Below are 23,593 nucleotides of genomic sequence, written 5' to 3' on the forward strand. Positions count from 1 at the left end.
CGCGCCAATGGTACTAAGTCTTAAGGCTTGGGAGAGTAGGTCGCTGCCAGGTCTGCCAAAAACGGATGTCTCAATACAATCTCGAAAACAAAAGCCCCGACCTCAGAAATGAGGCGGGGCTTTTTCGCGTTCGGAGCAATGAAGCAGGGGGGAGGGAAGAGGCCATATCCTTGCCGTGGTGTGGGCCCAGTATGCTACCACCATTCTCCCGCTCCCAAACTTCCGGGCCCCATCCTTCATGATCCTTGCGCGTATTCTTTTGATCTTGTGCATGCTCGCACCGGCGCTAACGGGCGGTGCGCTCGCTCAGGTGCCTCTTCTTCCATCCGCAGACCAGCCGGCTACGGCTAGCGATAGCGAGGTCCAGGACGATCAAAGCGTCAGGCAGTTGATTGAGATCCTCGAGAACGATGCCGCCCGGCAGGCGCTCATTGAGCGCCTGGAAGGGGCTGCAGGCCAGGATGCCAGCGCAACAATAGAGGAGCCGGCCCCGACGCTGAGCGTCGCCCGTCAACTGGCAGAACATACAAGGGCTCTGTCCAAAACCGCCGGGCGCGCCGCCGATGCGTTTGTTCACGTCGTGCAGGACTTTCGCGGTAGCATCAACGCGGCCCTCAGTACCGACTTTGCCCAGGTGCGTACCGCAGCCTTGAACCTCGCGCTCGTTGCTGCGGGCCTCTTCGGCAGCCTGATGGCCCTGCGCATCGTCGTCATTTGGCTGCAGCAGCGTTTAGCCGGCCGGGTGGCGGCGCGCGGATGGCGCGTACGGACAGGGGCCGTCGTTGCGGCGGCGCTGATCGACGGCGCCTCGGTGTTGATGTCCTGGGGGATTGGTTTTGCTACCGCGCTGACTTTGGCCAGAGACCGTGGCGGGCAGGTGGGAGTCAACGAGTCGCTGTTGCTCAACGCGTTCCTATTGGTGGAACTCAGCAAGCTGCTGGTCCATACGGTTTTTTCCCCGCGTTCGGCGGCATTACGCTGGACTCCTCTCTCGAACAGCGACGCGGCTTATTGGTCGTTCTGCACCGGCCGGCTGGTATCGCTGCTCGGTTATACGTTTTTTTTCGTCGCTCCCGTGCTTTCAAGTAGTGTTTCGCGTGACGCGGCCGCCGCCGTCCAAGTTATCGCCATGACCGCATCGGTGGCATTGGCCATCATCGTGGTGCTGCAGTGCAAGGAAGGGGCACGAGCCCGGCTCACCGAGGTTGCCGCGGAGCGCGGCAATGACGGGGTCGGTCAGGCGCTGCTTCTTGTGGGCCGCTATTGGCACGTTGTGGCCATCGCCTACCTCCTCACACTGCTGGTCGCCTGGTTTGCCAATCCGGACGGGGCCCTCCCGTTCATGTTGGGCGCAACCTTCCAGACTGCCATCGCGGTCCTGGCCGGAATGGCTATTTCGGGCGCCATCTCTCGGGTGATCCGCTTCGGTTTGAGTTTGCCTGAGGATGTGCGCCAGAACTTGCCTCTCCTCGAAACGCGGCTGCAAGCCTTTGTGCCCCGGGTCATGCAGATCATCCGTCTTGTGGTCGTTGCGGGTGTTGTCCTCGCCGTCGTGCAGGCCTGGGGGATGTTCGATGCACTCGGCTGGTTGGGTTCGGAACGGGGCCAGGAGATCGTGGGCTCCCTCATCGCCGCAGCGTTTATCGTTCTCGCCTGCGTGGTGCTTTATATTGTCGTGGCGTCGTGGATCGAGTTTCGGCTCAGCGCCAGAGCCGGCAAGATGCCGACAGCGCGCGAGAAAACTCTGCTGAGCCTGTTCAAGAATGCTTTCACGATCGCACTGGTGGTGTTTGGCGTGATGCTGGCCTTGGCACAGATCGGCGTCAATATCGCGCCGCTGCTGGCAGGGGCTGGTGTGCTGGGTCTGGCTATCGGTTTTGGATCCCAGAAGCTTGTGCAAGACATCATCACCGGCATTTTCATCCAGTTCGAAAACGTCATGAACGAGGGGGATGTGGTGGAGGCCGGTGGGAAGTCCGGGGTGGTGGAGAAACTCACCATCCGGTCGGTCAGCATTCGCGATCAGACCGGAACCCTGCACCTGATCCCGTTCTCCTCGGTGGATCTGGTTTCCAATATGGTGAAGGGTTTCTCCTTCCATGTGGCTGAAATCAGTGTCGCCTACGAGTCCGATATTAGCGTCGTCAAGCAGGCGCTGCGGGACGCCTTTGACCGTTTGCTGGAAACCGAGCATAAGAACGAGATTATTGACGAGCTCGACATGCAGGGGATCATTGCGTTTGGCGACTCGGCCGTGGTGGTGCGGGTGCGCATCAAGACCCTCCCCGGCAAGCACTGGGGCACGGGCCGGACCTATAGCGAGATCGTCAAGACGGTGTTCGAAGAGCGCGGAATCGAGATTCCCTATCCGCACATCACCTATGTACGGGCCAAGGGCGCAGCTGACGCAAGCGTGCCCTTTGGTGGCGATGACAACCAACGCGCCCTCGCGTGAGCGGCAATGACGTCGACGTGATCTGCTTGAACCGGAGCCTTAAGGTGATCTTAATCCGGATAGTTAAGTTTGTGGTAGCGGTGGCGAGACAACCGCCATCGCGCAGACCGGCTTTAGCCGCCTCGCTTAAGCCTTTTCGCACTCTCCGGAGGCTCACTTGATGTTGCACCCGTCGCTCAGAAGGTCGCGCTACTCGATTGTAGCGCTTTGTTTTGCCGCTTTGTTGAACTTCGGAAGCGCGCCTGCGCTTGCCAACAGCGCCGATTTCGTTCGTGGCCTCTGGCCACAAGCGGAAGCAAGGGGAGTGAGCCGGAAGGCCTTTGAAGCTTCGTTTGCTGGGTATAGTCCGATCCCTCAAGTCATGGAGCTCACGCGCAAGCAGCCTGAGTTTGCTTCATTGGCGTCAGACTATGTCACCAAGCGAGTGACGGACGCGCAAGCGGCAAAGGGGCGAGCAATGCGCGCCGAGTGGAACCAGACGCTTTCTGCGGCGGCGCAGCGCTATGGTGTGCAGCCCGAGGTCGTGCTGGCGATCTGGGGCATGGAGACCAATTTCGGTGGCTTCATGGGTGGGAACAACACCATCCATGCCTTGGCGACGCTAACGGAAGGTGGCTATCGAGCGGATTTCTTCCGCGATGAACTGCTCACCGCCCTGCGCATCGTTTCGGATGGCCATGTAAGCCCCCGTAACATGGTGGGATCCTGGGCGGGCGCCATGGGGCACACCCAGTTCATGCCCTCAAGCTTCATGCGCTACGCTGTTGATTTCAACGGTGACGGTCGCAAGGACATCTGGAATTCAGTGCCTGATGCCTTGGGCTCTACGGCCAACTACCTCAAGTCGTTCAACTGGCGCCCGGGCGAGACCTGGGGCTATGAAGTTCGCCTCCCACAAGGGTTCAATTTCGCTGCCGCGCGGCAGATGGAGCGCGCCTCGGTCAGCCAGTGGCAGGCGATGGGTATCAGCCGAGCTTCCGGCAAGCCATTCCCTCGCTCCAGCGATACAGCCCGGCTCTACTTGCCAACAGGTGCCTCGGGGCCCGCCTTTCTGCTGCTGCCAAATTTCGAAGTGATCAAACGCTACAACAACTCAGACAGTTACGCTCTGGCCGTTGGACATCTGGCCGACCGGATCATCGGCGGCGGTCCCTTTGTTGCCCCTTGGCCCCGGGACTATGCACTGAACAAGAGCCAACGCGCAGAGCTCCAAAGCCTGTTGGCCCGCGCCGGATTTGATATCGGCTCTCCAGACGGTGTGCTCGGCCCCAAGACCCGGGCTGCTGTCCTCGCCTACCAGGCCAAGGCGGGATTGCCGGCTGACGGCTATATCTCCGGGCGCCTGCTGGACTCCCTGAAGCGCTAGTCTCAAGAGTTCATCCGCCGTCACAATATGCCCGGCTTGGCCGGGCATCTTCGTTATCCCGCACTTCGATTGCTTTGCCCCATGATGAAACTTGTCTCGATCAGATCGCTGCGCGGAGCCATTATGGCCGTTCTGCTGGCTTCCTCACTCCAAGCCAGCCCGGCCCTGGCCGTGTCAGTGATGGACCCGTTCAACCTTCCTGCGTCAATGGACAGCGGTACCGCCAAGGTGGCCGATGGGCTAGCCTATGCCGACGGACCCCGGCACAAGCTGGACATCTACGCCCCCGAGCAGCGTGGCGCCGCTGCACCGGTCGTCTTCTTTATCTATGGGGGCGGCTGGAATCGCGGCGAGCGGAGCGACTACCAGTTCGCGGGCCGCGCGCTCGCCGCCCGCGGATTTGTCACGGTGATCGCTGACTACCGCCATGTACCCGAAGTGCGATTCCCTGGGTTTCTTGAGGACAGTGCCAATGCACTCCGGTGGGTGCAGGACAACATCGCCGACTATGGCGGCGATCCTAATCGCTTGTTCCTGGCCGGGCATTCGGCCGGCGCCTACAACGCGGTCATGCTGGCGCTGGAGCCGTCATTCTTGCGCGAATATGGAGTGACGCTGTCGATCCGGGGCGTTGCGGCGCTCTCGGGGCCTTATGATTTCTACCCGTTCGAATATGGTGAGGTGCGCGAAGCCTTTGGCTCGGCACCGAACCCGGAAGGCACGCAGCCGATCAATCTTGTTGGCCCGGATGCGCCACCCATGTATCTGGCCACCGGCACCACCGACCCTATTGTGCGCATGCAGAACACCCAGCACTTCGCTGAGGTGCTGAAGGCCAATGGCGTTTGGGTCACCACCAAATATTATGAAGGCTTTGGTCACATGGAGCCGGTGATTGCCATGGGCTCGCTCTGGCGTTGGCGCATGCCGGTGCTCGACGACATGGTGTCGTTCTTCCAGATGTTTGGTGCGTTCCCGAGCGGGGTGCCTTACGCGGCAGTGGCGCCCGAAGCGCCCGAGCAGCTGCCGGAGGCGATTGCCCCGATGGACCAGATCGCAGAGCAGCTCAATTCAATGTTTCAGCCCATCGCGCAGTGACGATCAGCTGCGCCTTCAGCTTTGCTCGGTTTCAGTGATCGGCCGAAGCTCGACCGATTCAGCCGAGCGTGCTGCGGGGCCGTGGAACACCGCTTCGATGTTGTTGTTGTCGGGGTCGAGCACAAAGCAGGCGTAATAGCCCGGGTGGTAGGAACGCTCGCCCGGCGCGCCATTATCCTTGCCGCCAGCGGCAAGAGCTGCCTGGTAGAACTTGTCCACCGTTTCGCGATCGCGAGCCTGGAAGGCTAGATGGATGTGCGTTGGCGCGGAGTCTGCGTCGGCAGCGTCGACGAACAACTCGTCCACCTGAAACCAGCCTTGGCCGCCATGCTCAATGGGGCGGCCAAGGGTTAAGAGTGCGGCTTCGTAGAAGCGCCGGCTGGCCTCGAAGTCACGGGCACGAAGATGAACATGGTCGATCAGTCGTCCAACATGCCAGATCATCTTGCGCCTCTTGAGCCGTATGTGGCGTTATTCGGCCTCGTCCGCTGGAGCGGCGTTGAGCTGACCGTAGCGCTCCTCGCCAATCTTGGCCAACAAGTCCAGCTGGGTTTCAAGGAAGTCGATGTGACCTTCCTCATCGGCGAGCAGTTCATCGAAGAGCTGCTTGGAAACATGATCGTGCAGCTGTGAGCAGAGCTCGCGGCTAGTGCGATAGGCTTCACGCGCCTCGTATTCGCCGGCCAGATCGGCCTCGAGCACTTCCTTGATGGTCTGGCCAATGCGCAGCGGCGCAACGCGCTGCAGATTCGGATGGCCTTCAAGGAAAATGATGCGTTCGATCAAGCGATCGGCGTGGTGCATTTCTTCGATCGACTCGGCGCGCTCCTTGGCGGCGAGCTTGCGATAGCCCCAGTCGTCGAGCAGCCTGTAGTGCACCCAGTATTGGTTGACTGCACCGAGTTCAAGAAAGAGGGCCTCGTTAAGCCGCTCTATGACCTGTGGTTCGCCCTTCACGCGGTACTCCGTTCCGTTTCTGCTTAAGCTTTTCCAACCGGGCCTGTACATCGACAAGTTCGCCCGGGGTTCGTGCCTGCTGCAGGTGGAAGCTCTCCGTCACGCGGACGATGATGTCCACCACATTAGGTACACAGCCGCCGCATTTAGCACGGCGTTCCAGTTCGCGGTAGACCTTTGCGGGCACGACCAACTGCCACGGATCTTGTTCGAGCAGTTCAAGGACGATGTCCTCGATCTGCTTGGAGGTAATCATGTTGCATTGGCAGACGAGCATAGCGTGCCAGAACTTCCCGTGGGTGGATGGGAGTGCAGTAGCGTTCGTTATTGCTGATTGTCAATGTCACAAAATGGTGTCGGTTAATCCGCGGCAGGCGCAGCGTCTGCCGGACGGAGCTATTGCTGTTGTCCCTTCTGGCGTCTGGCGGCAATGAGGGCAGCCGATGCCGCGGTGCGGTGCGCCGTCGAGAAGAATTCCCGATAAGCCAGTACCAGGACGGTGCAAAGGCAGACCGCCACGGCCAACCATTCGGACACGAACCAGGCAACTGTGGCGACAGAGAAGTAGTAGGCGCGGATGCCACTGTTGAAGTTGCGCGCTCCCAGGGCGTTCATATGAGCAATCGCGTCGATTTCCTCGGGCGTGGCTTGGGTTTCGTGATCGAGTGCACCCAGCATGATGCAGAAATGATTGAACTGGCGCAGCGAGAGCGTGAAGGCAAAAAAGGCCAGCACGAACATGGCAAGCATGACGACGAGATGCATCTGCACTTCGACGATGGAATAGGTGCGATCCAGCGACAGGGACTCCAGAGCGTCCATCAGCGCGGGCAGTTGGCCAAAAACTGCGAACACCGCCAAGACCAGCAGCACGGCGGTGGAGGCAAGAAAGCTGACGGACTGCATGATGTTGCCCGAAAGGATGGCGTCAAACGGGCTTTCGCGCCGTGCCGCATTCGCCACCCAGCGCCGCCGCTGCATGTTCATGATCACCGACAATGAAGGGCGGCGCCGCTCCACCATCGGCACGATGATGTTGTAGGCGAAGTAGCAGAGCAGCGGAAAGACAGTGGTAAGCAGGGTCATCGCAGCCCGTTGGTATGGTTGTGGTGACCGAGCTTACTGCGCCAATGCGGCAATTGGGAATGCGCCCGATCAGATCGGGCGCGGATAGCGGCGGTGAATGGCCTCGATGCCGGCCAGAACGTCGGGCGACAGCACGCAATCGGCAGCACCCAGCGCAGTGGCCAGCTGTTCGGTGCTGGTCGCCCCAACAATGACCGACGTCAAGAAGGGACGGGTGAGGCAGAACGCGAGTGCCATTTGCACCGGATCCAATCCATGCTCGCGCGCCAGGGCAATATAGGCCTGGGTGGCCGCCTCAGAATGCTCGTTCAGTCGCCACATGCCGCCTTGATACTCAGCTCGGCTGCCTGGGGGAACGGTGCCACCCGCATACTTGCCCGTCAAAATACCGGCGGCGAGCGGGGAATAGGCAAGGAGCCCGACATCCTCGTGGTGGCTCAGCTCAGCAAGATCGAGATCGAAGTGGCGACGCAGCAGACTATATTCGTTCTGCACGGATACAAGGCGGGGCAGCCCCTTGGCCTCGGCGATGCGCAGCCATTGTGTTATCCCCCAGGTGGTCTCGTTGGAAACGCCGATGTGCCGTATCTTGCCCTGCTGGACCAGCGCGCCCAGGGTTTCGAGCATGTCCTCGATATTGCCAAGCACGTCCGCTGTCTGTTGCTTGTGGGGCGCGTAGGTCCACGAGTTATCGAAATTGTAGTGGCCGCGCGAGGGCCAATGGATTTGGTAAAGGTCGAGGTAGTCGGTCCGCAGCCGGCTCAGGCTTTGCTCCACCGCCACTCGGATCGATTCGCCATCTGATCGTCGCCCGTCGCGGATATGTTTGGAGCCGCCGCCGGCAATCTTGGAAGCCAGAATCCACTTGTCGCGCTTGCCGGAACTGGCAAACCAGCTGCCGATGATTTCTTCGGTACGCCCGGAGGTCTGCGGGCTGCCGGGCACGGCATAAAGCTCGGCGGTATCCATGAAATTGAGACCGGCTTCCAGCGCCATATCGATTTGCCGATGACCTTCGGCTTCGGTGTTCTGGCTGCCCCAGGTCATGGTGCCAAGGCACAGTTCGGTTACGTGGATGTCGGTACGGCCAAGACGTCTGGTGTTCATGAATCGATTCCGGTTTGCGGCGGCACACTAAGCAGGGCTGGCGTGTGCGGTAAAGCGAGCTTGGCCGCGCCGAGCAGACGCGTTCTCCCCAAGAAAGCGTTTTTGTCGTCGTTTAGGGGTTGAGCTATCCCGAACCAGCTCGTATATACCCGTCACGTTCGGCGCTAGCCAAACGGTTGACGCGGGATGGAGCAGCCCGGTAGCTCGTCAGGCTCATAACCTGAAGGTCGCAGGTTCAAATCCTGCTCCCGCAACCAAAATAAAAAAGCGCCCGCAAGGGCGCTTTTTTATTTGTATCTAGGCGTTATGCGTCGCATGAGTTCCAGTCGATCCCCGACGTCTCAAAGTGACCTTCTGCGCGGAGGATTCCAAATCGATCCTTGTACTTCGCGCGGATCGCCTCCTCCTCGATTTCGCAAGCACGCACCGACGCTGGGATGACGGGAAGCTTGCCGTGAACCTGTAGGTCGATGTGCTTCCTTCCAGGGCGAACCACGATCTTCTCGACTATCGTTCCGTTCCATAGAGTGCCGGTAGGCGTGGAGATCTCCAACACCACGCTCACCGTGATGGCCACGGCGCGCAAGTCGATGTGTATCATGCTGCTGTTCACCAAGGGCGGTGCCGGCATACGCGGTCCTTCGCTCGCAGAAAGTTCGTCTTCTAGACGGGTTTTCTCGGCTCCGAGACACGAGAGCTCGCTTTGGATAGTCGGAGAGAATGCGCCACTTCTAACGGCCAGCAGCAAGTTGCCGAGCTCAGGTTCGACGTGAGAGATTGTTGCCTACAGCCGCTTCGGTCCTGCAGCGCTTTCTTGCTGTTCTTTTCCCACCCTGTTTCGCCCGGGCTTAAATGTCCTCGATGGAGTTCGCCGAGAGTGGCGTTGGTAGAGTTGGCCCGGTATTTTCCTTGCGTCGCGTTGAAATGCGGCGCGGAGGGCGCCTTGCTTGCCGTTGATGGCCAGATTTTCCGTCTGCCGAGCCCCAAGGTGGAGGTGATCGACACCACCGGCGCTGGTGATGCCTTCAACGCCGGGTTCCTGCACGCCTGGCTCAGCGGCGCCGATCCGCAAGCATGCCTGGCCGCAGCAATCAATGCCGGTAGCCGTTCCGTTCAGGCTTCGGGCGGCGTCGGGAGCTTGCGGGCTGAAGCTTGATTGATTGCGGCCGTGCCCGGTGCTAAGGCGGCGGGAGTCAGCCTTTCGCCTTGCCTGTCTTGGTCACCAGCAGCTGGTTGAGCCGCATTTTGTCGGCGTCCACCACCTCAAATACATAGCCGGCTGCTTCCACCTTGTCGCCCTTGCGGGCCGCCCGGCGCAGCCGATGGACGATGAAGCCGCCAATGGTCTCATAGGCCGCTTCGGCTTCAAGGTGCTTGATCCCCAAGGTGCGCGTGACATCCACGAACGGCGCTACGCCGTCGACAAGCCAGCTCTGCTCATCGCGCTTGAGAATTGCCTGCTCTTCGAAGGGGTTGGCCAGGCCTTGCATCAGCGCGCCCATTAGGTCCTTGAAGGTGACCACGCCAACCACATGGGCGTATTCGCTGACCACGAGGGCAAAGCCCGTGCTCTGGGCTTGGAACTCGGCAAGGACCTCCCAAACATTGAGCGTGTCGGGCACTGATAGCACGTCGCGGCGGGCCTTGGCGAAATCCACCTCGCCATGCTTGTCCATCGCGGTGACCAGCACGTCCTCGGCGCGAACACAGCCAATCACCGCGTCGATGCCCCCGTCGCAGATGGGGTAATGCGAAAACGGCCGGCGGCGCACCTTGTCCTGCTGCACCTCATGGGGGTCGCTGATGTCGAGATAAACGATGTCGTCGCGAATGGTCATCACCGAGGTGACGCTGCGCAACTCGAGCGCCAGGACATTTTCGATCAGCCGATGTTCGTTTTTCATCAGCATGCCTGACGCGGCACCGCCGGCCAGGATAAGCCGGAAGTCCTCGGCCGTGACTTCGTCGGCAGCCACTTTGGACTCGATGTTGAACCAGCCGATGATCACGTCGGACAATCTGCCGAAGAACCAGACCAGGGGCTTGAGCACCTTGACCGAGGTTTCGGGAAACCACACCAGCGACAGGGCGACCTGTTCGGGCACCAGCATGGCAATGCGCTTGGGCGTCAGGTCCGCGAGCAGCACAAACAGCATGGTGACCAGCAAGAAGGCCAGCACGGAGCCGATCGGCAGGGCCAGGTCAGGGGCGACGCCCACCAGCCGCAGGGCGTCGGCGAAAACCGGCCCAAACGCATCATGCCCGAGCGTACCCGCCAAGATCGACACGGCATTGGTAACGATCTGCAATGCGGTGATAACGCTGCCCGCCTCGCCCCGCAGCGCGACGAACCGCAGGGCCCTGCTGTCGCCCCCTTCAGCCAGCGCGCGGATGCGCACTTCCCGCGCTGCGGCGAAGGCGATTTCCGACAGCGACACGATCACGCTGACGCCGATCAGGCCGATGATCAGCAAGACGCCAAGGATGGGAGTCATATTGCTTTCCAGTTAATGCCGGGTCTTCATAGCGACACGCCCACTGCACGTCCAATCGGCAGGGGGCATGTCTTCCAAGCGGGGCCGCACGGCTCAAGCTCTTAGCCGAGGCGAAGGATCTCCGGGGCGAGCGCAACATGCAGTTCATGCCGCACCGCTGGTAGTCCAGGGATGTAGCCGAAGTCGAGTTTGAACTCTGTGGCGGTTAGGCCGCGTGCTGCGGCGTACGCATAAAGCTGGGCAAACCCATCGGCTATGCCACTCACGGGTCCCTCATATCCGATCCGCAGATAGCGTTGTGCCGGGATCTCATGGAGGATCATCCCGGCAGGCACATCGGTTTTGCGGGCGGCCAGAAAGCCCACGAGTTCACGATGGATAGCGCCCTCAACGCCGATCGAGGCGGCAAGAAAGCTCGACGCTCCGGTCTCGGTTTCAAACAGCCAGGTCCATGCCCTCGAGATTGCTTGTGCCAGTTCTGGCTCGGGCGCCTCGACCATGATGCCGATGGCAGTGAGTTCGGGCAGTTCGATGAGTTCGATCATTGGTAACCGGTCCAGGCGGTTTGAGCGAGCGCGGCTGCAGCGCGCCTCGTCAGCGCGAGATTGCATTCTTTGCTGCGGAGCGCTTGTTGGTCAGAGCCCTTACATAGCACAGCCCGTCGGCTTGGCGGCAAGGCGATGAGCTCATATCCTCGCCGCAGTGAGTGCTCGCTGGCTTTAGGATGAGAAACTAACCACGAAGACCTCCACACGCCGAGACACCGGTAGCCATCCGCAGTGTTGCTGTCGACAGCTTGCGCACAAAAGACCTCCCTGGGGTATTGACGCTTCGAAGCGTTGGTATACGCTTTCTTTACTTAGGATCGACACGTCGAGTGCCATGCTCGGCTGTACGAGAAGGGGACACCATGAGACTCTTGCTTACCGCCGCCTTGGCGCTTGCCTCCTTGACGACCGTGCTTCCTGCTTATGCCGACAAGCTCGATGACATTATCGCGTCGGGCACCCTGCGTTGCGCCGTGGTGCTGGATTTCCCGCCGATGGGATCTCGCGACGAAAACAACAACCCGGTCGGATTTGACGTCGATACTTGCAACGACCTTGCCGCGGTGCTCGGCGTGCAGGCAGAAATCGTCGAAACCCCGTTTCCCGACCGCATCCCCGCGCTGGTTTCTGGGCGCGTCGATATCGGCGTTGCCTCGACCTCCGATACGCTCGAGCGCGCCAAGACCGTTGGTTTTTCCATCCCCTATTTTGCTTTCGAAATGGTGGTCTTGACCAAGGAAGGCCTGGGTATCGCCGATTACGACAGTCTCAAAGGCAAGAAGGTGGGCTCCACCTCTGGCACCTATGAGGCTCTGGCCCTGGAAGAAAGCGTCAACGAATGGGCTGACCCGGCCGGTTCGTTCCGTTCCTACCAGACCCAGGCGGACGTGATGCTGGCGCTTTCGCAGGGCCAGATCGATGCGACCGTCGTAACCTCCACCGTCGCTGCTTCCACCATCGCCACCGGCAATTTCCCCGGTTTCGTCATGGGCGGCAAGGCGCCCTACGAAATCGATTATGTTGGTCTCATCACTCTGCGCAACGAGCAGGGCTTGCTCAACTACCTCAACCTCTTTGTTAATCAGCAGGTCCGCACCGGCCGCTATGCCGAGCTTTACGCCAAGTGGGTTGGTGAAGGCGAGCCGCCGAACCTGACGGTTCCGGGCGTTTATTACTAAGTATCTGGCAAGGAGCGCCCGGGCAGGCGCTCCTTTTTTTCTGCGCCACTACGGTGAGCTCTAGCGCCGCGAGAATTGTAGCCCTGATGGTTAGAACGCGCCCTTGATGTTTAATTATACCTTCCACTGGCGTCCGGCGCTTCAAGCGTTGCCGCAGATGCTGGGCGGAGCCGTGGTGACGCTGCAGCTCGCCATCCTTTCAATGATCATCGGCATCATCATTGGCGTGTTGCTGGCACTGATGAGTGGCTCGGGCAGCAAGTTTGTCCGTGGCCTTGCCAGCACCTGGATCGAGATTGCCCGCAATACGCCGGCATTGTTCCAGATCTACATGGCCTATTTCGGCCTCGGGCAGTTCGGCATCCATCTCGACAGTTTCGTGGCGCTGCTGGCCGGCATTGCCTTCAACAATGCCGGGTATCTTGCCGAGACCTTCCGGGGTGGGCTGCGGGCCGTTCCCGCCACTCAGGTGCGCGCCGCGCGCTCCCTCGGCTTTGGCCCGATCAGTGCTTTCCGGCTCATCGTGTTGCCGCAGATGTTTCGTGCCGTGTTCTACCCGGTGACCAACCAGATGGTGTGGGCGATCCTGATGACCTCGCTGGGCGTCGTGGTGGGGCTCAATACCGATCTCACTGGCATCACCCAGCAACTCAACGTCAAGACGTTCCGAACCTTTGAGTATTTCGCATTGGCCGCGGTGATGTATTACCTGCTTGCCAAGGCGGTCACGCTGGGTGCCCGCCTTCTTGCCTACCGACTGTTCCGATATTGAGGGGGCAGTCATGTTCCAAACTGGCTTGAGCCTCAACGATATCGGTTTTTTGCTGCAGGGGGCTGGTGTCACCCTCCTGATCACCTTCTGGGCCATGCTCGGCGGCACGATCCTCGGCATCGTGTTCGGCGTGTTCCGGGCGACTACGCCTTGGTGGGCGAGCGCTCCGCTGGCCTTTCTGCTCGATATCTTTCGCTCGGTGCCGCTGCTGATCCAGCTCGTCCTGGTCAACGCGTTCCAGGCGATCGCCGGGCTCAACATCAGCGCCTTTATCGTGTCTTGCGTGGTGCTGGCGCTCTACACCTCCGCTTATTGTTCCGAACTGGTCCGGGGCGGCATTGCCGCCGTGCCGGTGACGACGCGTCGCGCGGCACGCTCGTTGGGCATGACCTGGTGGCAGGACATGACCAATATCGTTTACCCCATCGCGCTGCGTATCATGCTCCCCAGCTGGATCGGCCTGACGCTTGGGGTGATGAAGGATACAGCGCTGGTGTCCTGGCTCGGCATCATCGAGTTGCTGCGCTCATCGCAGATCATCGTCACCCGCATTCAGGAGCCGCTATTTGTGCTCAGCATAGCCGGGCTGATCTACTTCATCATCAGCTTCCCGATTTCGCGCCTGGGCGCCAAACTGGAAAAGAAATGGCGCGAGAATGATTGAGATCGAGAACGTCCAGAAATCCTACAATGAGCTGCGGGTCCTGGACGACGTGAGCCTCAGCGTGTCCAAGGGCGAGGTGGTGTCGATCATCGGTGGCTCGGGATCGGGCAAGTCGACACTGCTGATGTGCATCAATGGCCTCGAGGCGATCCAGGGTGGCAAGATCAGCGTCGATGGCGTGGACGTGCATGCCAAGGGGACCGACCTCAACAAGCTGCGCACCAAGATCGGCATCGTTTTTCAGCAGTGGAACGCCTTTCCCCACCTCACCGTACTGGAAAACGTCACACTGGCCCCCCGCAAAGTGCTGGGCAAGAGCCGCGCCGAGGCCGAGGCGATCGGTCGTCAGCAACTTGAGCATGTGGGGCTTGGGGACAAGCTCGACGCCTATCCCGGCAAGCTTTCCGGCGGGCAGCAGCAGCGCATGGCCATCGCGCGCGCCCTGGCGATGAGCCCGCAATACATGTTGTTCGACGAGGTCACATCCGCCCTTGATCCGCAACTGGTGGGTGAGGTGCTCGACACCATGCGTCTGCTCGCCAAGGAAGGCATGACGATGATCCTCGTCACCCATGAAATGGCCTTTGCTCGCGAAGTCTCCGACCGTGTCGCCTTTTTCAAGTCCGGCAAGGTGCATGAGATCGGGACGCCCGAGCAGATTTTCGGCGATCCCCAGCGTCCGGAAACCAGAGAATTCCTAGCTTCGGTGCTTTAGCCGAACTCACCAGCAGTGCGATCCAGATGAAAATTACCGCTATCAAAGCGTGGCAGGTTGATCTGCCACTCAAGGAAGGTCGCTATAGCTGGTCGGGCGGCAATTTCATGGAGGTGTTCGACTCCACCGTCTTGGCGGTGGAGACCGATGCCGGCATCACCGGCTATGCTGAATGCTGCCCGCTGGGCTCAGCCTATTTGCCGAGTTATGCTGCGGGCGTGCGCGCCGGCATCAGCGAAATCGGGCCCAAGCTCATTGGCATGGACCCGACCGATCTGGGGCCACTTAATCGCCAGATGGATGCGGTGCTGCGCGGACACCCCTATGCCAAGGCGCCTATCGACATTGCCTGCTGGGATATTCTGGGCAAGGTCGCGGGGCTTCCCGTTTATAAATTGCTCGGCGGCCTTGAGCAGGAGGAAGTCGCCCTTTACCGCGCCATCTCGCAGGAAGATCCCGAGGCCATGGCCCGCAAGATCGATGGCCACCGCGCCGAGGGCTATACCAAGTTCCAGCTCAAGGTCGGCGGCAATGCCAATGACGATATCGAGCGCATTCGCGCCTGTCGCGACATCCTCAAGCCCACCGACATTCTGGTATGCGATGCCAATACCGGCTGGACCATGGCCGATGCCGCTCGCGTGGTAAATGCTGTCCGAGACCTCGATGTTTACATCGAGCAGCCCTGCATGAGCTATGAGGAAAGCGTCTCAATCCGTCGGCGCACCAGCCTGCCGTTCGTGCTCGACGAAGTGATCGGTGGGGCCGATACCCTGCTCAAGGGCATTGCCGAAGACGCGATGGACGCGATCAACCTCAAGATATCCAAGGTCGGCGGGCTGACCAAGGCCAAGTTGATGCGCGACCTGTGCGTCGCCTCGGGCATTCCGATGACCATCGAGGATACTTGGGGGGGCGACATTGTCACCGCCGCCATCGCGCATCTGGCCTGCTCCACGCCCGAAAAGTTCTACCTGTCGGCCACCGACTTCAATTCCTACGGCACCGTGTCCATCGCCGATGGTGCGCCGCAGCGCGTCAACGGCAATATGTCGGCGTCCAACGAGCCCGGTCTCGGCGTTACGCCCAAGTTCGACGTGCTGGGCGAGCCGGTGCTGGTGATCGGAGAGTCTTCCTGATGCGCACCAGCAAGATCATCCAGACGGTCTCCTGTCATGCCGAGGGGGAAGTGGGCGATGTGATAACCGGAGGCGTGTTGCCACCGCCGGGTGACACGATCTGGGAGCAGCGCACATTCCTTGCGACCGACGAAACGCTGCGCAATTTCATGCTGCAGGAGCCACGGGGCGGGGTGTTCCGGCACGTCAATGTGCTGGTGCCCCCCAAGAACCCAAAAGCCCAGATGGGCTGGATCATCATGGAGCCGCAGGATACCCCGCCCATGTCGGGCTCCAATTCCATGTGCGTTTCGACCGTCTTGCTCGATGCGGGCATTATCCCGATGACGGAGCCGGAAACGCGCATGGTGCTCGAAGCACCAGGTGGGTTGATCGAGGTCGTCGCCCAGTGCCGCAACGGCAAGGCTGAACGGGTCGCGATCAAGAACCACCCCTCCTTTGCCGACAAACTCGACGCCACCCTGGAAGTCGAAGGCGTGGGAACGCTCACCGTCGACACCGCCTATGGCGGGGACAGTTTCGTGATCGTCGACAGCAGAGCCCTGGGCTTCGCCATTGCGCCTGATGAGGCGCGCGACATTGCGTTGATGGGCATGAAGATCACCAGGGCCGCCAATGAGCAATTGGGGTTCCAGCACCCGCTGCATGCCGAATGGAGCCACTTTTCCTTTTGCCAGATCGCCGCGCCCGTAACCCGGGACGAAAACGGCGTGCTGACTGCCGCCAACGCCGTGGCCATCCGCCCGGGCAAGATTGACCGTTCGCCCTGTGGCACTGGCTGTTCGGCGCGTATGGCGGTGTTGCACGCCAAGGGGCAGATCAAGGTGGGCGAGGCGTTTATCGGCCGGTCCATTATCGGCTCGCGCTTTGATTGCCGTATTGACAGCGAAACCATGCTGGGCGATCGCAAGGCCATCGTGCCCATCATCGCCGGCAGCGCCTGGATCACCGGCACGCACCAGCACATGCTGGATCCCGCCGATCCCTATCCAACCGGCTATCGCCTTTCGGATACCTGGCCAGTGGAGGGCCGTTTCTGAGCATGCCTTACATCAAGATCGAAATGAACGAAGGGCGCACGCCCGAGCAGAAGGCCGCTTTGGCGCGGGCCATCACCGATGCCGTCGTGGAGCATGCCGGGGCCAAGCGGGAGAGTGTCTGGATCGTCTTTGATGATGTGGCCCGACAGAACTGGGCAGTCGCCGGCGAATTGCTGGACAAGCCCGCCTCCTAGATCTGCAAGGCACCGCCCCCCGGCGCGTCGTATCGGGCCAAAAACAAGAAGGCTCCCCATTGGGGAGCCTTCTTGTTGTGGTGAGCGCCTCAGCGCGTGTAGTTCTGCACAGCGCCGGGCAGGGTGCTCCACTGGGAATACCAGGCCTTGAACTGGTTGAATTGCCGTTCGGCCCAGGCGCGTTGGGTCGGTGACAGCTCGTCGGTGGGGTTGAAGTGGAGCTTGTAGGCGTCCTCCCCCTGCAACTCGAGCATGAACTTGTAATAGAGCACCAGATCAGTGCCTTCGTCCCAGGAGGAGAGGATTTCCAGCGCCTCGCCCAGTTCCCGGGCGCGGATGCCGGCATCGGGATCGCCGACGGCGGCGGCCTTCGACAGGGCCACCAGGTGCAGGATCTCCCGGGGCAGGGCATTGCCGATGCCGGTGATGGTGCCGGTCGCGCCCGCTTTGACATAGCCGTGGTAAACGCCGGTATCGACGCCGGCCATCAGCACCACATTGGCATCGCCACTGGTGATGTGCTCGGCGGCATAGGTCATGGCTGCGGGGCCACCAAATTCCTTGAAGCCGACAAGGTTGGGATGCTTGGCGCGCAGGGCGTTGAACAGGTCGGCCTTGGTTTCGAAGCCGTAATGGGGGCTGTTATAGATTACCGCGGGCAGAGTTGGTGCGGCGGCGAGGATAGCCTCGAAATGGTGGCGCTGGGCGATGGGGGAATTGCCGCGCGACAACACCCGGGGAATGACCATCAAGCCAGCCGCGCCGACCTGTTGCGCGTGTGTAGCCAAAGCGACGGCTGAGGCCGTGTTGATTGCACCGGTGCCAACAATCACGGGCAGGCCCGCCGCGACCAGGCGCGCCACGCCTTCCATGCGCTGGGCATCGGTGAGCAGGGGCCAATCGCCCATGGAGCCGCAATACACCACGGCGGACATGCCGGCAGCGACGAGCTCGGTGGCCTTGCGGACCAGTTCGTCGAAATCGGGGCTACGGTCCGCCTTGCACGGCGTCATCAGTGCGGGAATTACGCCCGTGAAAATTTCGGTTTGCATCGTGTCCTCGTCCAGCAAACGAGCAGGCGTCAACGCACCTGCCCGGTTCACTTACCATTCATGCCACGTTGTATCCTTTTTGTCGACAGCGCAAGCCTGCCTACAACAGGGCGCGGATATCGGCCAGCAAGGCACTGGGAACTTCAACCTCGCCGCTGGCAAGCGAACGCGCCCGCGCAGCATAGCGCCGCTGCGACGGCAAGCGCGCGCCTTGATCGATAATGGCATCAAAGATGATCTCGGCCCGGTCGGCATGGCGTGACGCCTCCACTCCGGTGAAGACCTGGGGGTCGAAGGCAAGCAGCAGTTCGCCGTGATAGGGTGCTGCGCCAGCGCCGTTATCGAATTGCTTGGACTCGATACTGCTGAGATCGCCGATCAACGGCCCCGCTATCAACTCGATCATCGTAGATAGCGCCGAGCCCTTATGGCCGCCAAACGTCGTCATGGCGCCGCTAAGCGCCTTTTCTGCGCTGTCGGTCGGAGCCCCGCTCTCATCCACGGCCCAATCGAGCGGGATTGGCTTGCCGGCGCGGCGATGCAGCTCGATTTCCCCCCGCGCCACGCTGGAGGTGGCGAAGTCGAATACATAGGGATCTTTGCCCGGACGCGGCCAGGCGAAAGCCAGCGGATTGGTGCCAAACACGGGCTTGGTGCCACCAAATGGCGCAACCCAGTTGTGGCTAGGGGTCATGGCGATGGCGACAACACCCTGCGCCGCCAAGGCCTCGACTTCGGGCCACAATGCCGAAAAGTGGTAGCAGTGGTTGATCACCAGCGCCGCGATGCCATTCTGCCGCGCCTTGTTGACCAGCATGGTGCGGCCGGCCTCAAAGGCCAGCAGCGAATAGCCGCCTTTGGCATCGACGCGCACAATACCGGGCGCATGGTCGAACAGTTCAGGCTGCACCACGCCATCCACCTTGCCCGCCCGGATGGACCGGACGCAGCCCAACAGACGATAAAGGCCATGCGAATGACACTCGTCGCGCTGGCCCGCACAAACCACGGTGGCGACTGCCGTCGCGTGATCGATGGCAAAGCCGTTGCGGACCAGCACCGCAACGCTGAGGTCAAAGGCTTCGTCAAGCCGCAGGGTGGACGTTTGTGTCACAGCAATGCCCTTAGTTCATTAAATCGAAGGCATCACCCCAGGTGTCGGCAACCGAGTAACCCTGCGGATAGGGGTCGCTAGGATCAACGCCGATCTGGTGGATGCCATGGATCCAGCCGCGGCCCGAGATAATGGGCTGCACCGCCGGGCGGCCGGCCACCGTGGTGTCGCCGGCATAAGTAACCTCGAAGGTGGAATCGATGATGGATCGGGCGGTGAACCTGTCGCCAGGCTTGGCTAGGCCCCGCGCTGCCGCGACGGCAAGACGGGCGGAATTGCCAGTGCCGCAGGGTGACCGGTCGATCCGGCCAGGTGGCATGATGGTGGCGCCTTTGAGTTCGCCCGCCTCGTTGAAGCTGGTGAACATAGTGTAGGATATGCCCTTGATGGCCTCGATCTCGGGATGGGCAATCTCGAGCTGAGCATTGACGGCCCGGTGGATGGCGCTGCCCGCCTCCACCAGTTTCTTGGCCTGGTCCGGCCTGATCTCGAGGCCGAGTTGCGCCGGGTCGATCAGCGCATAGAAAATCCCGCCATAGCCGATGTCGAGCTTGACCTTGCCGAACCCCGCCACATCGACCACGGCATCGAGCTGGTGGGCATAGGACGGGTTCATGGTGAGCGTAACCCGTTCGCATTTGCCGTTACGGCAACTGGCCCGCGCCGTCACGAGGCCCGACGCTGTCTCGATCCGCACGATGGTTTCGGGCTCGACCATGGGCAGCATGCCGGTCTCGAGCAGAACGGTGGTGAGGCAAATACTATTGGATCCCGACATCGCATGAGCCTTGTCGCCCTGCAAAATCATGAAGGCGATATCAGCGTCCGGACGTGTTGGGGGAAAAATGAGACAAGTGCTCATCTGGGCCGAAGCGCGCGGCTCGAAAACCAGGAAGCGCCGGAGGCTATCGTCGACTTCGTTGATATGGCGCAGCTTGTCGGCAATGGTGGCGCCGGGAACATCGATAACCCCGCCCGTGACGATGCGACCAACTTCCCCTTCCGCATGGGCTTCAACAAGGGTTACGGTCTTGGACCAGCGCATGGGAGGATTTCCTTTGCAGATTGAGCCACCCGGCCGGGCATCCGCAGTTCCGGCCACCTGACACCATACCGGCGGTATATCCAATCTGTCGACAAACAAAGCTGCTCAGGGGTGCGTTCTCCGGCGTTGAACCGGAACCGCAATTGCCGCTAAGCTCGCCCATCGCTGATCATCCGTCGACGTGCTGGCCGGCCCCTTTGTTGGGCAATACGCCGGCACAACGGTTCGTGATTGTTGCCGGCCCTTGTGCGCCGCGAATGCCGGGAGCCGCGCCGTGAAAACCAAAGCCAGCGAAACGGCCAAGATTGGCAGTGAACCCGGTCGCATCCGGGGGTCGGGCGCGCAAAAAGTTTATCAAACGCTGCGACAGTCCATTCTGGACCTTACCCTGGATCCCGGCAGTCCCCTCGATGAGGTGACGCTTTCCGAACAGTTCCAGATGTCGCGCACGCCGATCCGCGAGGCCTTGGTGCGCCTGGTGGCGGAAGGGCTGGCCAAGACACTGCCCAATCGCAACACCGTGGTTGCCACCATCGATTTCGCCCAGCTGCCGGTTTACTTCGAGGCGCTGACGCTGATGTATCGAGTAACGACGCGGGCAGCGGCGGTGCATCACGCGCCCGAGCAGATCGAGACGATACGCAAGTTCGAGGCCCAATATGCGCAAGCCGTGGCGCGTCGCGACGCGCTGGCCATGATCCAGTCCAATCGGGATTTCCATGTCGCCATCGCCGAAGCGGGCGGCAACAGCTATTTCACCAATCTCTTTGCGCGCCTCCTCGATGAAGGCCGACGCATCCTGCGCATCTATTACCGCTCGTTTGATGACAAGCTGCCCCAGCAATATGTGGAAGCCCATAGCCTGATGGTGGAGGCGATTGAAGCGGGCGACGCTGATCGCGCGGATGCCTTGGCCGCCGAGCACGCGGCACAGATCGTCAAGCAGATCCAAAGCTACATCAACCGTGAAACGGTATCCAAAATCACATTGTAGCGTTCAAGGCAGGGCAAGATGAAAAAGATCGGCGTCGTAGGCGCGGGTATTGTTGGCGCGGCGATTGCGACCCGACTGATTGGCCAGGGCCATGCTGTAACGGTGTTTGATGCCGAACCCGGGGGCTTGCCAGCCTCGTCGGGAAACGCGGCGCTGATTGCCCTGCCCGAAATTGCGCCGATAGCCAGCCCAGGCATGCTGACCGCAGTACCCAAATGGCTGATGGATCCACTGGGGCCACTGACCTTGCGCTGGCAGGATGTCCCGGCATTGATGCCCTGGTTGGTCGCCTTTCTGGCGGCCTCGACGCCACAACGCGGTGCGCTCGCCCGCGAGGCTCTGACGGGCCTGATGCAAACGGCCTTGGCGGATCACCAAGAATTGGCTGCTAGTGCCGGCTTGGCAGGGCACCTGCGGCAAACCGGGTTTATCTCGCTCCACAACAGCCATGCCAGTTTGGACGGCGCGGTGCGCGAGGCCGGGCAGGTGCGGGCTGCGCTTGGCTATGACTTCGAGGCAATAACTCCTCAAAAGACCCGAGCCATGGTGCCCCAGCTCGAGGGGAGGTTCTTTGGTGCAGTGTACCAGCCTGGCTATTGGATGGTCTCCAACCCGCTGAGCGTCCTGCGGCACTTCCAGGACTTTATTCGTGGGCGCGGCCAACTGCAGCAGGGCCGGGTGCTTTCCCTGACCCAGCGAGAGGCCGGCATTGCCGTCATGCTGCAGGGTGGCGAGGAGCAGGTGTTCGACAGGGTGGTTGTTGCTGCCGGAGTGTGGTCGCGCGATCTTGTGCGCGGCTTGGGCCTCAAAGTGCTGCTCGAGAACGAGCGCGGCTATAACACGACGTTCACGGACCTGAATTGGAACCTGGCATTGCCAGTGGGCTTTGCCGATCATGGTTTTGTGGCGGTGCCCCTCGTAGATGGGCTGCGCGTAGGCGGTGCGGTGGAACTGGCCAAGCCCGAGACTTTGCCCAATTTTGCCCGCGCCAAGGCGATGCGCGAGAAGATGCGGCGCTACGTGCCTTCGCTGCCCGAAGGGGGCAAGGAATGGATGGGCCGGCGGCCCTCCACACCCGATTCACTGCCGGTAATCGACAGCCATCCGGGGGATCCGCGCATACTATATGCTTTTGGCCACGGTCATCTGGGCCTGACGTTGAGCGCCGTCACGGCCAATTTGATTGCCGGGATGGTGGAGGGCACCAGTTCGGCACCGCAGCCGTTCTCGATCACCCGCTTCCAGTAGCTTGGCGGAAAAAGGCTCGTTACCGCCTAGTCTGCTTCGTCATCCACTACCGCGTAAGGGACCCGGGCCAGAACGACCCGGCCTTCGTCTTCAATCTGGAACTCGCCCCGCGTTGGCTCATCGGCCAAGGCAACGGCCCCCTTGACCGCAAAGGATGCCTCCTCGATCGCTGCATTGAGGGACTCCAGCTTGATGCCGTCGATATCCACGTCGAGCGGTCCGCGGTCGGACTGGTGATTGAAAAAGAACCTCGGCATTTGGGCCACCTCGTTATCGTTCCTCCCCAACGAGTTGCGCGGAACGTCTGTTCCCCGCTTGGATTCACAAGCGGGAGAGAAGCAGCTGTCGGTGATGCCGATCAAGCTTGGCGGAAGGCTGGCACTTCGCGGGTGCGTGACAGGAGAAAGCGAGCGCGCTACCATTCAGCACGCGCATAGTGGCTCCGGGCTTTGCGGGAGCCGTAATATCCCCGAGCCTTCCACCAGGACAGGACACCATCTTGCTTGATCATCGCCTCACCTTGGCGCGCGACGGCGTCGCAGCCCGATCCCTTGAGGGCATTGTTCCTGCTGATCGCTATCTTGATACGACCATCCACCAGACCTCGGTGGCTTGTGCCCCGTTGCGCCGGGAGCCGTCGCCGTCCGCCGAACAGCTCGATCAGGTGCTGTTCGGGGAATTGTTCGAGGTGCTCGATGTGGCGGATGGCTGGGCGTTCGGGCGCGCCATGCGCGATGGCTATGTGGGTTTTGTGGCGGCGAGCGCCCTGAGCGGCGCTCCCCGAACCCCTACCCACAAAGTGAGGGCGCTCCGCACCTATGCGTTTAGCGGCCCCAGCATCAAGACCGCGCCAACCGGGCTTTATTCCATGAATGCGCTGCTGGTCGCTGAGGGCCGCGAGGGTCGCTTCGTACAAACCGCAGGCGGCTGGTTTGTTGAGGAGCATCTCGCCCCTGTGCAGGAAGCTGAAACAGATCCCGTCGCGGTGGCGCAGCGATTTGTGGGGACGCCTTATCTCTGGGGCGGGCGCGAGAGCTTGGGGCTTGATTGTTCGGGGCTGGTGCAACAGGCGCTCTATGCCTGCGGGCGCGATTGTCCGCGCGATACCGACCAGCAGGTCGCGCTCGGCCACCCGGTTGACGCCCTGCGCCGGGGTGACCTGGTGTTCTGGCGTGGCCATGTTGCCATGATGACCAGCGATAGGGACATGATCCACGCCAACGCCTTCCACATGGCGGTGGTAATCGAGCCATTGGCCGAGGCCGTGGCGCGGATCAGCAGTCGCGGTGGTGGCGAGCCGACCGCTTTTCGGCGCCTCGACTAGGC

Annotated in this window: 26 protein-coding genes and 1 tRNA gene; 15 read left to right on the forward strand and 12 right to left on the reverse strand. The window is 61.2% G+C overall.

The window, feature by feature from the left end:
- Positions 1-238: 238 nt before the first annotated feature.
- The 3 genes from AC3YOG_RS19880 (at position 239) to AC3YOG_RS19890 (ending at position 4,919) form a co-directional block, all read left to right on the forward strand.
- On the forward strand, positions 239-2,455 hold the full coding sequence (locus tag AC3YOG_RS19880; RefSeq protein ID WP_489936360.1) for a mechanosensitive ion channel domain-containing protein: 2,217 nt from the start codon (positions 239-241) through the stop codon (positions 2,453-2,455).
- Positions 2,456-2,615: 160 nt separating this feature from the next.
- Positions 2,616-3,821 (forward strand): lytic murein transglycosylase, encoded by a 1,206-nt coding sequence (locus AC3YOG_RS19885; RefSeq protein WP_489936393.1) that lies wholly within the window; start codon positions 2,616-2,618, stop codon positions 3,819-3,821.
- 123 nt (positions 3,822-3,944) lie between these two features.
- Positions 3,945-4,919, forward strand: a complete 975-nt coding sequence (locus tag AC3YOG_RS19890; RefSeq protein ID WP_248307262.1) for an alpha/beta hydrolase — start codon at positions 3,945-3,947, stop codon at positions 4,917-4,919.
- A gap of 15 nt (positions 4,920-4,934) precedes the next feature.
- Here AC3YOG_RS19890 and AC3YOG_RS19895 read toward each other — a convergent pair whose 3' ends face one another.
- From AC3YOG_RS19895 to AC3YOG_RS19915, 5 genes are all read right to left on the reverse strand, one after another.
- Positions 4,935-5,363, reverse strand: a complete 429-nt coding sequence (locus AC3YOG_RS19895; RefSeq protein ID WP_489936361.1) for a VOC family protein — start codon at positions 5,361-5,363, stop codon at positions 4,935-4,937.
- 27 nt (positions 5,364-5,390) lie between these two features.
- Positions 5,391-5,876 (reverse strand): bacterioferritin, encoded by a 486-nt coding sequence (gene bfr / locus AC3YOG_RS19900; protein ID WP_127754558.1) that lies wholly within the window; start codon positions 5,874-5,876, stop codon positions 5,391-5,393.
- The gene (locus tag AC3YOG_RS19905) at positions 5,842-6,132 is read right to left on the reverse strand and encodes a (2Fe-2S)-binding protein (RefSeq protein ID WP_248305160.1); all 291 of its coding nucleotides are present in this window, start codon (positions 6,130-6,132) and stop codon (positions 5,842-5,844) included. The genes bfr and AC3YOG_RS19905 overlap by 35 nt, the downstream gene beginning before the upstream one ends.
- A 140-nt stretch (positions 6,133-6,272) precedes the next feature.
- Positions 6,273-6,962, reverse strand: a complete 690-nt coding sequence (locus AC3YOG_RS19910) for a DUF599 domain-containing protein (RefSeq protein ID WP_127754556.1) — start codon at positions 6,960-6,962, stop codon at positions 6,273-6,275.
- Between the two features lie 69 nt (positions 6,963-7,031).
- On the reverse strand, positions 7,032-8,069 hold the full coding sequence (locus tag AC3YOG_RS19915; protein ID WP_489936362.1) for an aldo/keto reductase: 1,038 nt from the start codon (positions 8,067-8,069) through the stop codon (positions 7,032-7,034).
- Between the two features lie 180 nt (positions 8,070-8,249).
- Between AC3YOG_RS19915 and AC3YOG_RS19920 the strand changes: the two genes are divergently transcribed.
- Positions 8,250-8,326, forward strand: a tRNA-Met gene (locus AC3YOG_RS19920).
- A gap of 47 nt (positions 8,327-8,373) precedes the next feature.
- Here AC3YOG_RS19920 and AC3YOG_RS19925 read toward each other — a convergent pair.
- Positions 8,374-8,700: a hypothetical protein gene (locus AC3YOG_RS19925; RefSeq protein WP_489936363.1), complete on the reverse strand. Its 327-nt coding sequence runs from the start codon at positions 8,698-8,700 to the stop codon at positions 8,374-8,376.
- Between the two features lie 246 nt (positions 8,701-8,946).
- Between AC3YOG_RS19925 and AC3YOG_RS19930 the strand changes: the two genes are divergently transcribed.
- The gene (locus tag AC3YOG_RS19930; RefSeq protein ID WP_489936394.1) at positions 8,947-9,225 is read left to right on the forward strand and encodes a carbohydrate kinase family protein; all 279 of its coding nucleotides are present in this window, start codon (positions 8,947-8,949) and stop codon (positions 9,223-9,225) included.
- Positions 9,226-9,262: 37 nt separating this feature from the next.
- On the opposite strand, the gene AC3YOG_RS19935 is transcribed toward AC3YOG_RS19930, so the two are convergent.
- Both AC3YOG_RS19935 and AC3YOG_RS19940 read right to left on the reverse strand, forming a co-directional pair.
- Entirely contained in the window at positions 9,263-10,564 is a 1,302-nt protein-coding gene (locus AC3YOG_RS19935) for a hemolysin family protein (protein ID WP_489891256.1), read from the reverse strand.
- Positions 10,565-10,665: 101 nt separating this feature from the next.
- Entirely contained in the window at positions 10,666-11,109 is a 444-nt protein-coding gene (locus AC3YOG_RS19940; RefSeq protein ID WP_127754543.1) for a GyrI-like domain-containing protein, read from the reverse strand.
- 365 nt (positions 11,110-11,474) lie between these two features.
- On the opposite strand from AC3YOG_RS19940, the gene AC3YOG_RS19945 reads away from it, so the two are divergent.
- The 7 genes from AC3YOG_RS19945 (at position 11,475) to thmT (ending at position 16,814) form a co-directional block, all read left to right on the forward strand.
- Complete coding sequence (locus tag AC3YOG_RS19945) at positions 11,475-12,290, forward strand: ABC transporter substrate-binding protein (protein WP_489891255.1); 816 nt, start codon at positions 11,475-11,477, stop codon at positions 12,288-12,290.
- A gap of 106 nt (positions 12,291-12,396) precedes the next feature.
- Positions 12,397-13,062: an amino acid ABC transporter permease gene (locus tag AC3YOG_RS19950; protein WP_489936364.1), complete on the forward strand. Its 666-nt coding sequence runs from the start codon at positions 12,397-12,399 to the stop codon at positions 13,060-13,062.
- Positions 13,063-13,072: 10 nt separating this feature from the next.
- Complete coding sequence (locus tag AC3YOG_RS19955) at positions 13,073-13,726, forward strand: amino acid ABC transporter permease (RefSeq protein ID WP_127754540.1); 654 nt, start codon at positions 13,073-13,075, stop codon at positions 13,724-13,726.
- Positions 13,719-14,441, forward strand: a complete 723-nt coding sequence (locus AC3YOG_RS19960) for an amino acid ABC transporter ATP-binding protein (protein ID WP_127754539.1) — start codon at positions 13,719-13,721, stop codon at positions 14,439-14,441. The genes AC3YOG_RS19955 and AC3YOG_RS19960 overlap by 8 nt, the downstream gene beginning before the upstream one ends.
- A gap of 26 nt (positions 14,442-14,467) precedes the next feature.
- Positions 14,468-15,580: a cis-3-hydroxy-L-proline dehydratase gene (locus AC3YOG_RS19965; protein ID WP_489936365.1), complete on the forward strand. Its 1,113-nt coding sequence runs from the start codon at positions 14,468-14,470 to the stop codon at positions 15,578-15,580.
- Positions 15,580-16,620 (forward strand): trans-3-hydroxy-L-proline dehydratase, encoded by a 1,041-nt coding sequence (locus tag AC3YOG_RS19970; protein WP_489936366.1) that lies wholly within the window; start codon positions 15,580-15,582, stop codon positions 16,618-16,620. The genes AC3YOG_RS19965 and AC3YOG_RS19970 overlap by 1 nt, the downstream gene beginning before the upstream one ends.
- Positions 16,621-16,622: 2 nt before the next feature.
- Positions 16,623-16,814: a 2-hydroxymuconate tautomerase gene (gene thmT, locus AC3YOG_RS19975; RefSeq protein ID WP_489936367.1), complete on the forward strand. Its 192-nt coding sequence runs from the start codon at positions 16,623-16,625 to the stop codon at positions 16,812-16,814.
- Between the two features lie 89 nt (positions 16,815-16,903).
- On the opposite strand, the gene AC3YOG_RS19980 is transcribed toward thmT, so the two are convergent.
- The 3 genes from AC3YOG_RS19980 to AC3YOG_RS19990 all read right to left on the reverse strand — a co-directional run bounded on the left by AC3YOG_RS19980 (position 16,904) and on the right by AC3YOG_RS19990 (position 20,025).
- Positions 16,904-17,866 (reverse strand): dihydrodipicolinate synthase family protein, encoded by a 963-nt coding sequence (locus AC3YOG_RS19980; RefSeq protein ID WP_489936368.1) that lies wholly within the window; start codon positions 17,864-17,866, stop codon positions 16,904-16,906.
- A 100-nt stretch (positions 17,867-17,966) separates the two neighbouring features.
- The gene (locus tag AC3YOG_RS19985) at positions 17,967-18,980 is read right to left on the reverse strand and encodes an Ldh family oxidoreductase (RefSeq protein WP_489936369.1); all 1,014 of its coding nucleotides are present in this window, start codon (positions 18,978-18,980) and stop codon (positions 17,967-17,969) included.
- Between the two features lie 10 nt (positions 18,981-18,990).
- The gene (locus tag AC3YOG_RS19990) at positions 18,991-20,025 is read right to left on the reverse strand and encodes a proline racemase family protein (protein ID WP_489936370.1); all 1,035 of its coding nucleotides are present in this window, start codon (positions 20,023-20,025) and stop codon (positions 18,991-18,993) included.
- Positions 20,026-20,299: 274 nt separating this feature from the next.
- On the opposite strand from AC3YOG_RS19990, the gene AC3YOG_RS19995 reads away from it, so the two are divergent.
- Together AC3YOG_RS19995 and AC3YOG_RS20000 are read left to right on the forward strand one after the other, a co-directional pair.
- Complete coding sequence (locus AC3YOG_RS19995) at positions 20,300-21,019, forward strand: GntR family transcriptional regulator (protein WP_489936371.1); 720 nt, start codon at positions 20,300-20,302, stop codon at positions 21,017-21,019.
- Between the two features lie 18 nt (positions 21,020-21,037).
- Entirely contained in the window at positions 21,038-22,267 is a 1,230-nt protein-coding gene (locus tag AC3YOG_RS20000; protein WP_489936372.1) for an NAD(P)/FAD-dependent oxidoreductase, read from the forward strand.
- A gap of 26 nt (positions 22,268-22,293) precedes the next feature.
- Here AC3YOG_RS20000 and AC3YOG_RS20005 read toward each other — a convergent pair whose 3' ends face one another.
- Positions 22,294-22,524: a DUF6894 family protein gene (locus tag AC3YOG_RS20005; protein ID WP_127754531.1), complete on the reverse strand. Its 231-nt coding sequence runs from the start codon at positions 22,522-22,524 to the stop codon at positions 22,294-22,296.
- A gap of 242 nt (positions 22,525-22,766) precedes the next feature.
- Between AC3YOG_RS20005 and AC3YOG_RS20010 the strand changes: the two genes are divergently transcribed.
- Positions 22,767-23,591: a C40 family peptidase gene (locus AC3YOG_RS20010; RefSeq protein ID WP_489936373.1), complete on the forward strand. Its 825-nt coding sequence runs from the start codon at positions 22,767-22,769 to the stop codon at positions 23,589-23,591.
- Positions 23,592-23,593 lie beyond the last annotated feature (2 nt).

Source organism: Devosia sp. Z6_126 (assembly GCF_058133495.1).

Excerpts from the sequence above, each read along its gene's own strand:
- AC3YOG_RS19960 (WP_127754539.1), top strand. The coding sequence starts at position 13,719 with ATGATTGAGATCGAGAACGTCCAGAAATCCTACAATGAGCTGCGGGTC.
- AC3YOG_RS19925 (WP_489936363.1), bottom strand. The coding sequence starts at position 8,700 with ATGCCGGCACCGCCCTTGGTGAACAGCAGCATGATACACATCGACTTG.
- AC3YOG_RS19940 (WP_127754543.1), bottom strand. The coding sequence starts at position 11,109 with ATGATCGAACTCATCGAACTGCCCGAACTCACTGCCATCGGCATCATG.
- AC3YOG_RS19890 (WP_248307262.1), top strand. The coding sequence starts at position 3,945 with ATGGCCGTTCTGCTGGCTTCCTCACTCCAAGCCAGCCCGGCCCTGGCC.
- AC3YOG_RS19905 (WP_248305160.1), bottom strand. The coding sequence starts at position 6,132 with ATGATTACCTCCAAGCAGATCGAGGACATCGTCCTTGAACTGCTCGAA.
- AC3YOG_RS19980 (WP_489936368.1), bottom strand. The coding sequence starts at position 17,866 with ATGCAAACCGAAATTTTCACGGGCGTAATTCCCGCACTGATGACGCCG.
- thmT (WP_489936367.1), top strand. The coding sequence starts at position 16,623 with ATGCCTTACATCAAGATCGAAATGAACGAAGGGCGCACGCCCGAGCAG.
- AC3YOG_RS19895 (WP_489936361.1), bottom strand. The coding sequence starts at position 5,363 with ATGATCTGGCATGTTGGACGACTGATCGACCATGTTCATCTTCGTGCC.
- AC3YOG_RS20005 (WP_127754531.1), bottom strand. The coding sequence starts at position 22,524 with ATGCCGAGGTTCTTTTTCAATCACCAGTCCGACCGCGGACCGCTCGAC.
- AC3YOG_RS19880 (WP_489936360.1), top strand. The coding sequence starts at position 239 with ATGATCCTTGCGCGTATTCTTTTGATCTTGTGCATGCTCGCACCGGCG.
- AC3YOG_RS19915 (WP_489936362.1), bottom strand. The coding sequence starts at position 8,069 with ATGAACACCAGACGTCTTGGCCGTACCGACATCCACGTAACCGAACTG.
- AC3YOG_RS19910 (WP_127754556.1), bottom strand. The coding sequence starts at position 6,962 with ATGACCCTGCTTACCACTGTCTTTCCGCTGCTCTGCTACTTCGCCTAC.
- AC3YOG_RS19955 (WP_127754540.1), top strand. The coding sequence starts at position 13,073 with ATGTTCCAAACTGGCTTGAGCCTCAACGATATCGGTTTTTTGCTGCAG.
- AC3YOG_RS19970 (WP_489936366.1), top strand. The coding sequence starts at position 15,580 with ATGCGCACCAGCAAGATCATCCAGACGGTCTCCTGTCATGCCGAGGGG.
- AC3YOG_RS19950 (WP_489936364.1), top strand. The coding sequence starts at position 12,397 with ATGTTTAATTATACCTTCCACTGGCGTCCGGCGCTTCAAGCGTTGCCG.
- AC3YOG_RS19935 (WP_489891256.1), bottom strand. The coding sequence starts at position 10,564 with ATGACTCCCATCCTTGGCGTCTTGCTGATCATCGGCCTGATCGGCGTC.
- AC3YOG_RS19965 (WP_489936365.1), top strand. The coding sequence starts at position 14,468 with ATGAAAATTACCGCTATCAAAGCGTGGCAGGTTGATCTGCCACTCAAG.
- AC3YOG_RS20000 (WP_489936372.1), top strand. The coding sequence starts at position 21,038 with ATGAAAAAGATCGGCGTCGTAGGCGCGGGTATTGTTGGCGCGGCGATT.
- AC3YOG_RS19990 (WP_489936370.1), bottom strand. The coding sequence starts at position 20,025 with ATGCGCTGGTCCAAGACCGTAACCCTTGTTGAAGCCCATGCGGAAGGG.
- AC3YOG_RS19885 (WP_489936393.1), top strand. The coding sequence starts at position 2,616 with ATGTTGCACCCGTCGCTCAGAAGGTCGCGCTACTCGATTGTAGCGCTT.
- AC3YOG_RS19945 (WP_489891255.1), top strand. The coding sequence starts at position 11,475 with ATGAGACTCTTGCTTACCGCCGCCTTGGCGCTTGCCTCCTTGACGACC.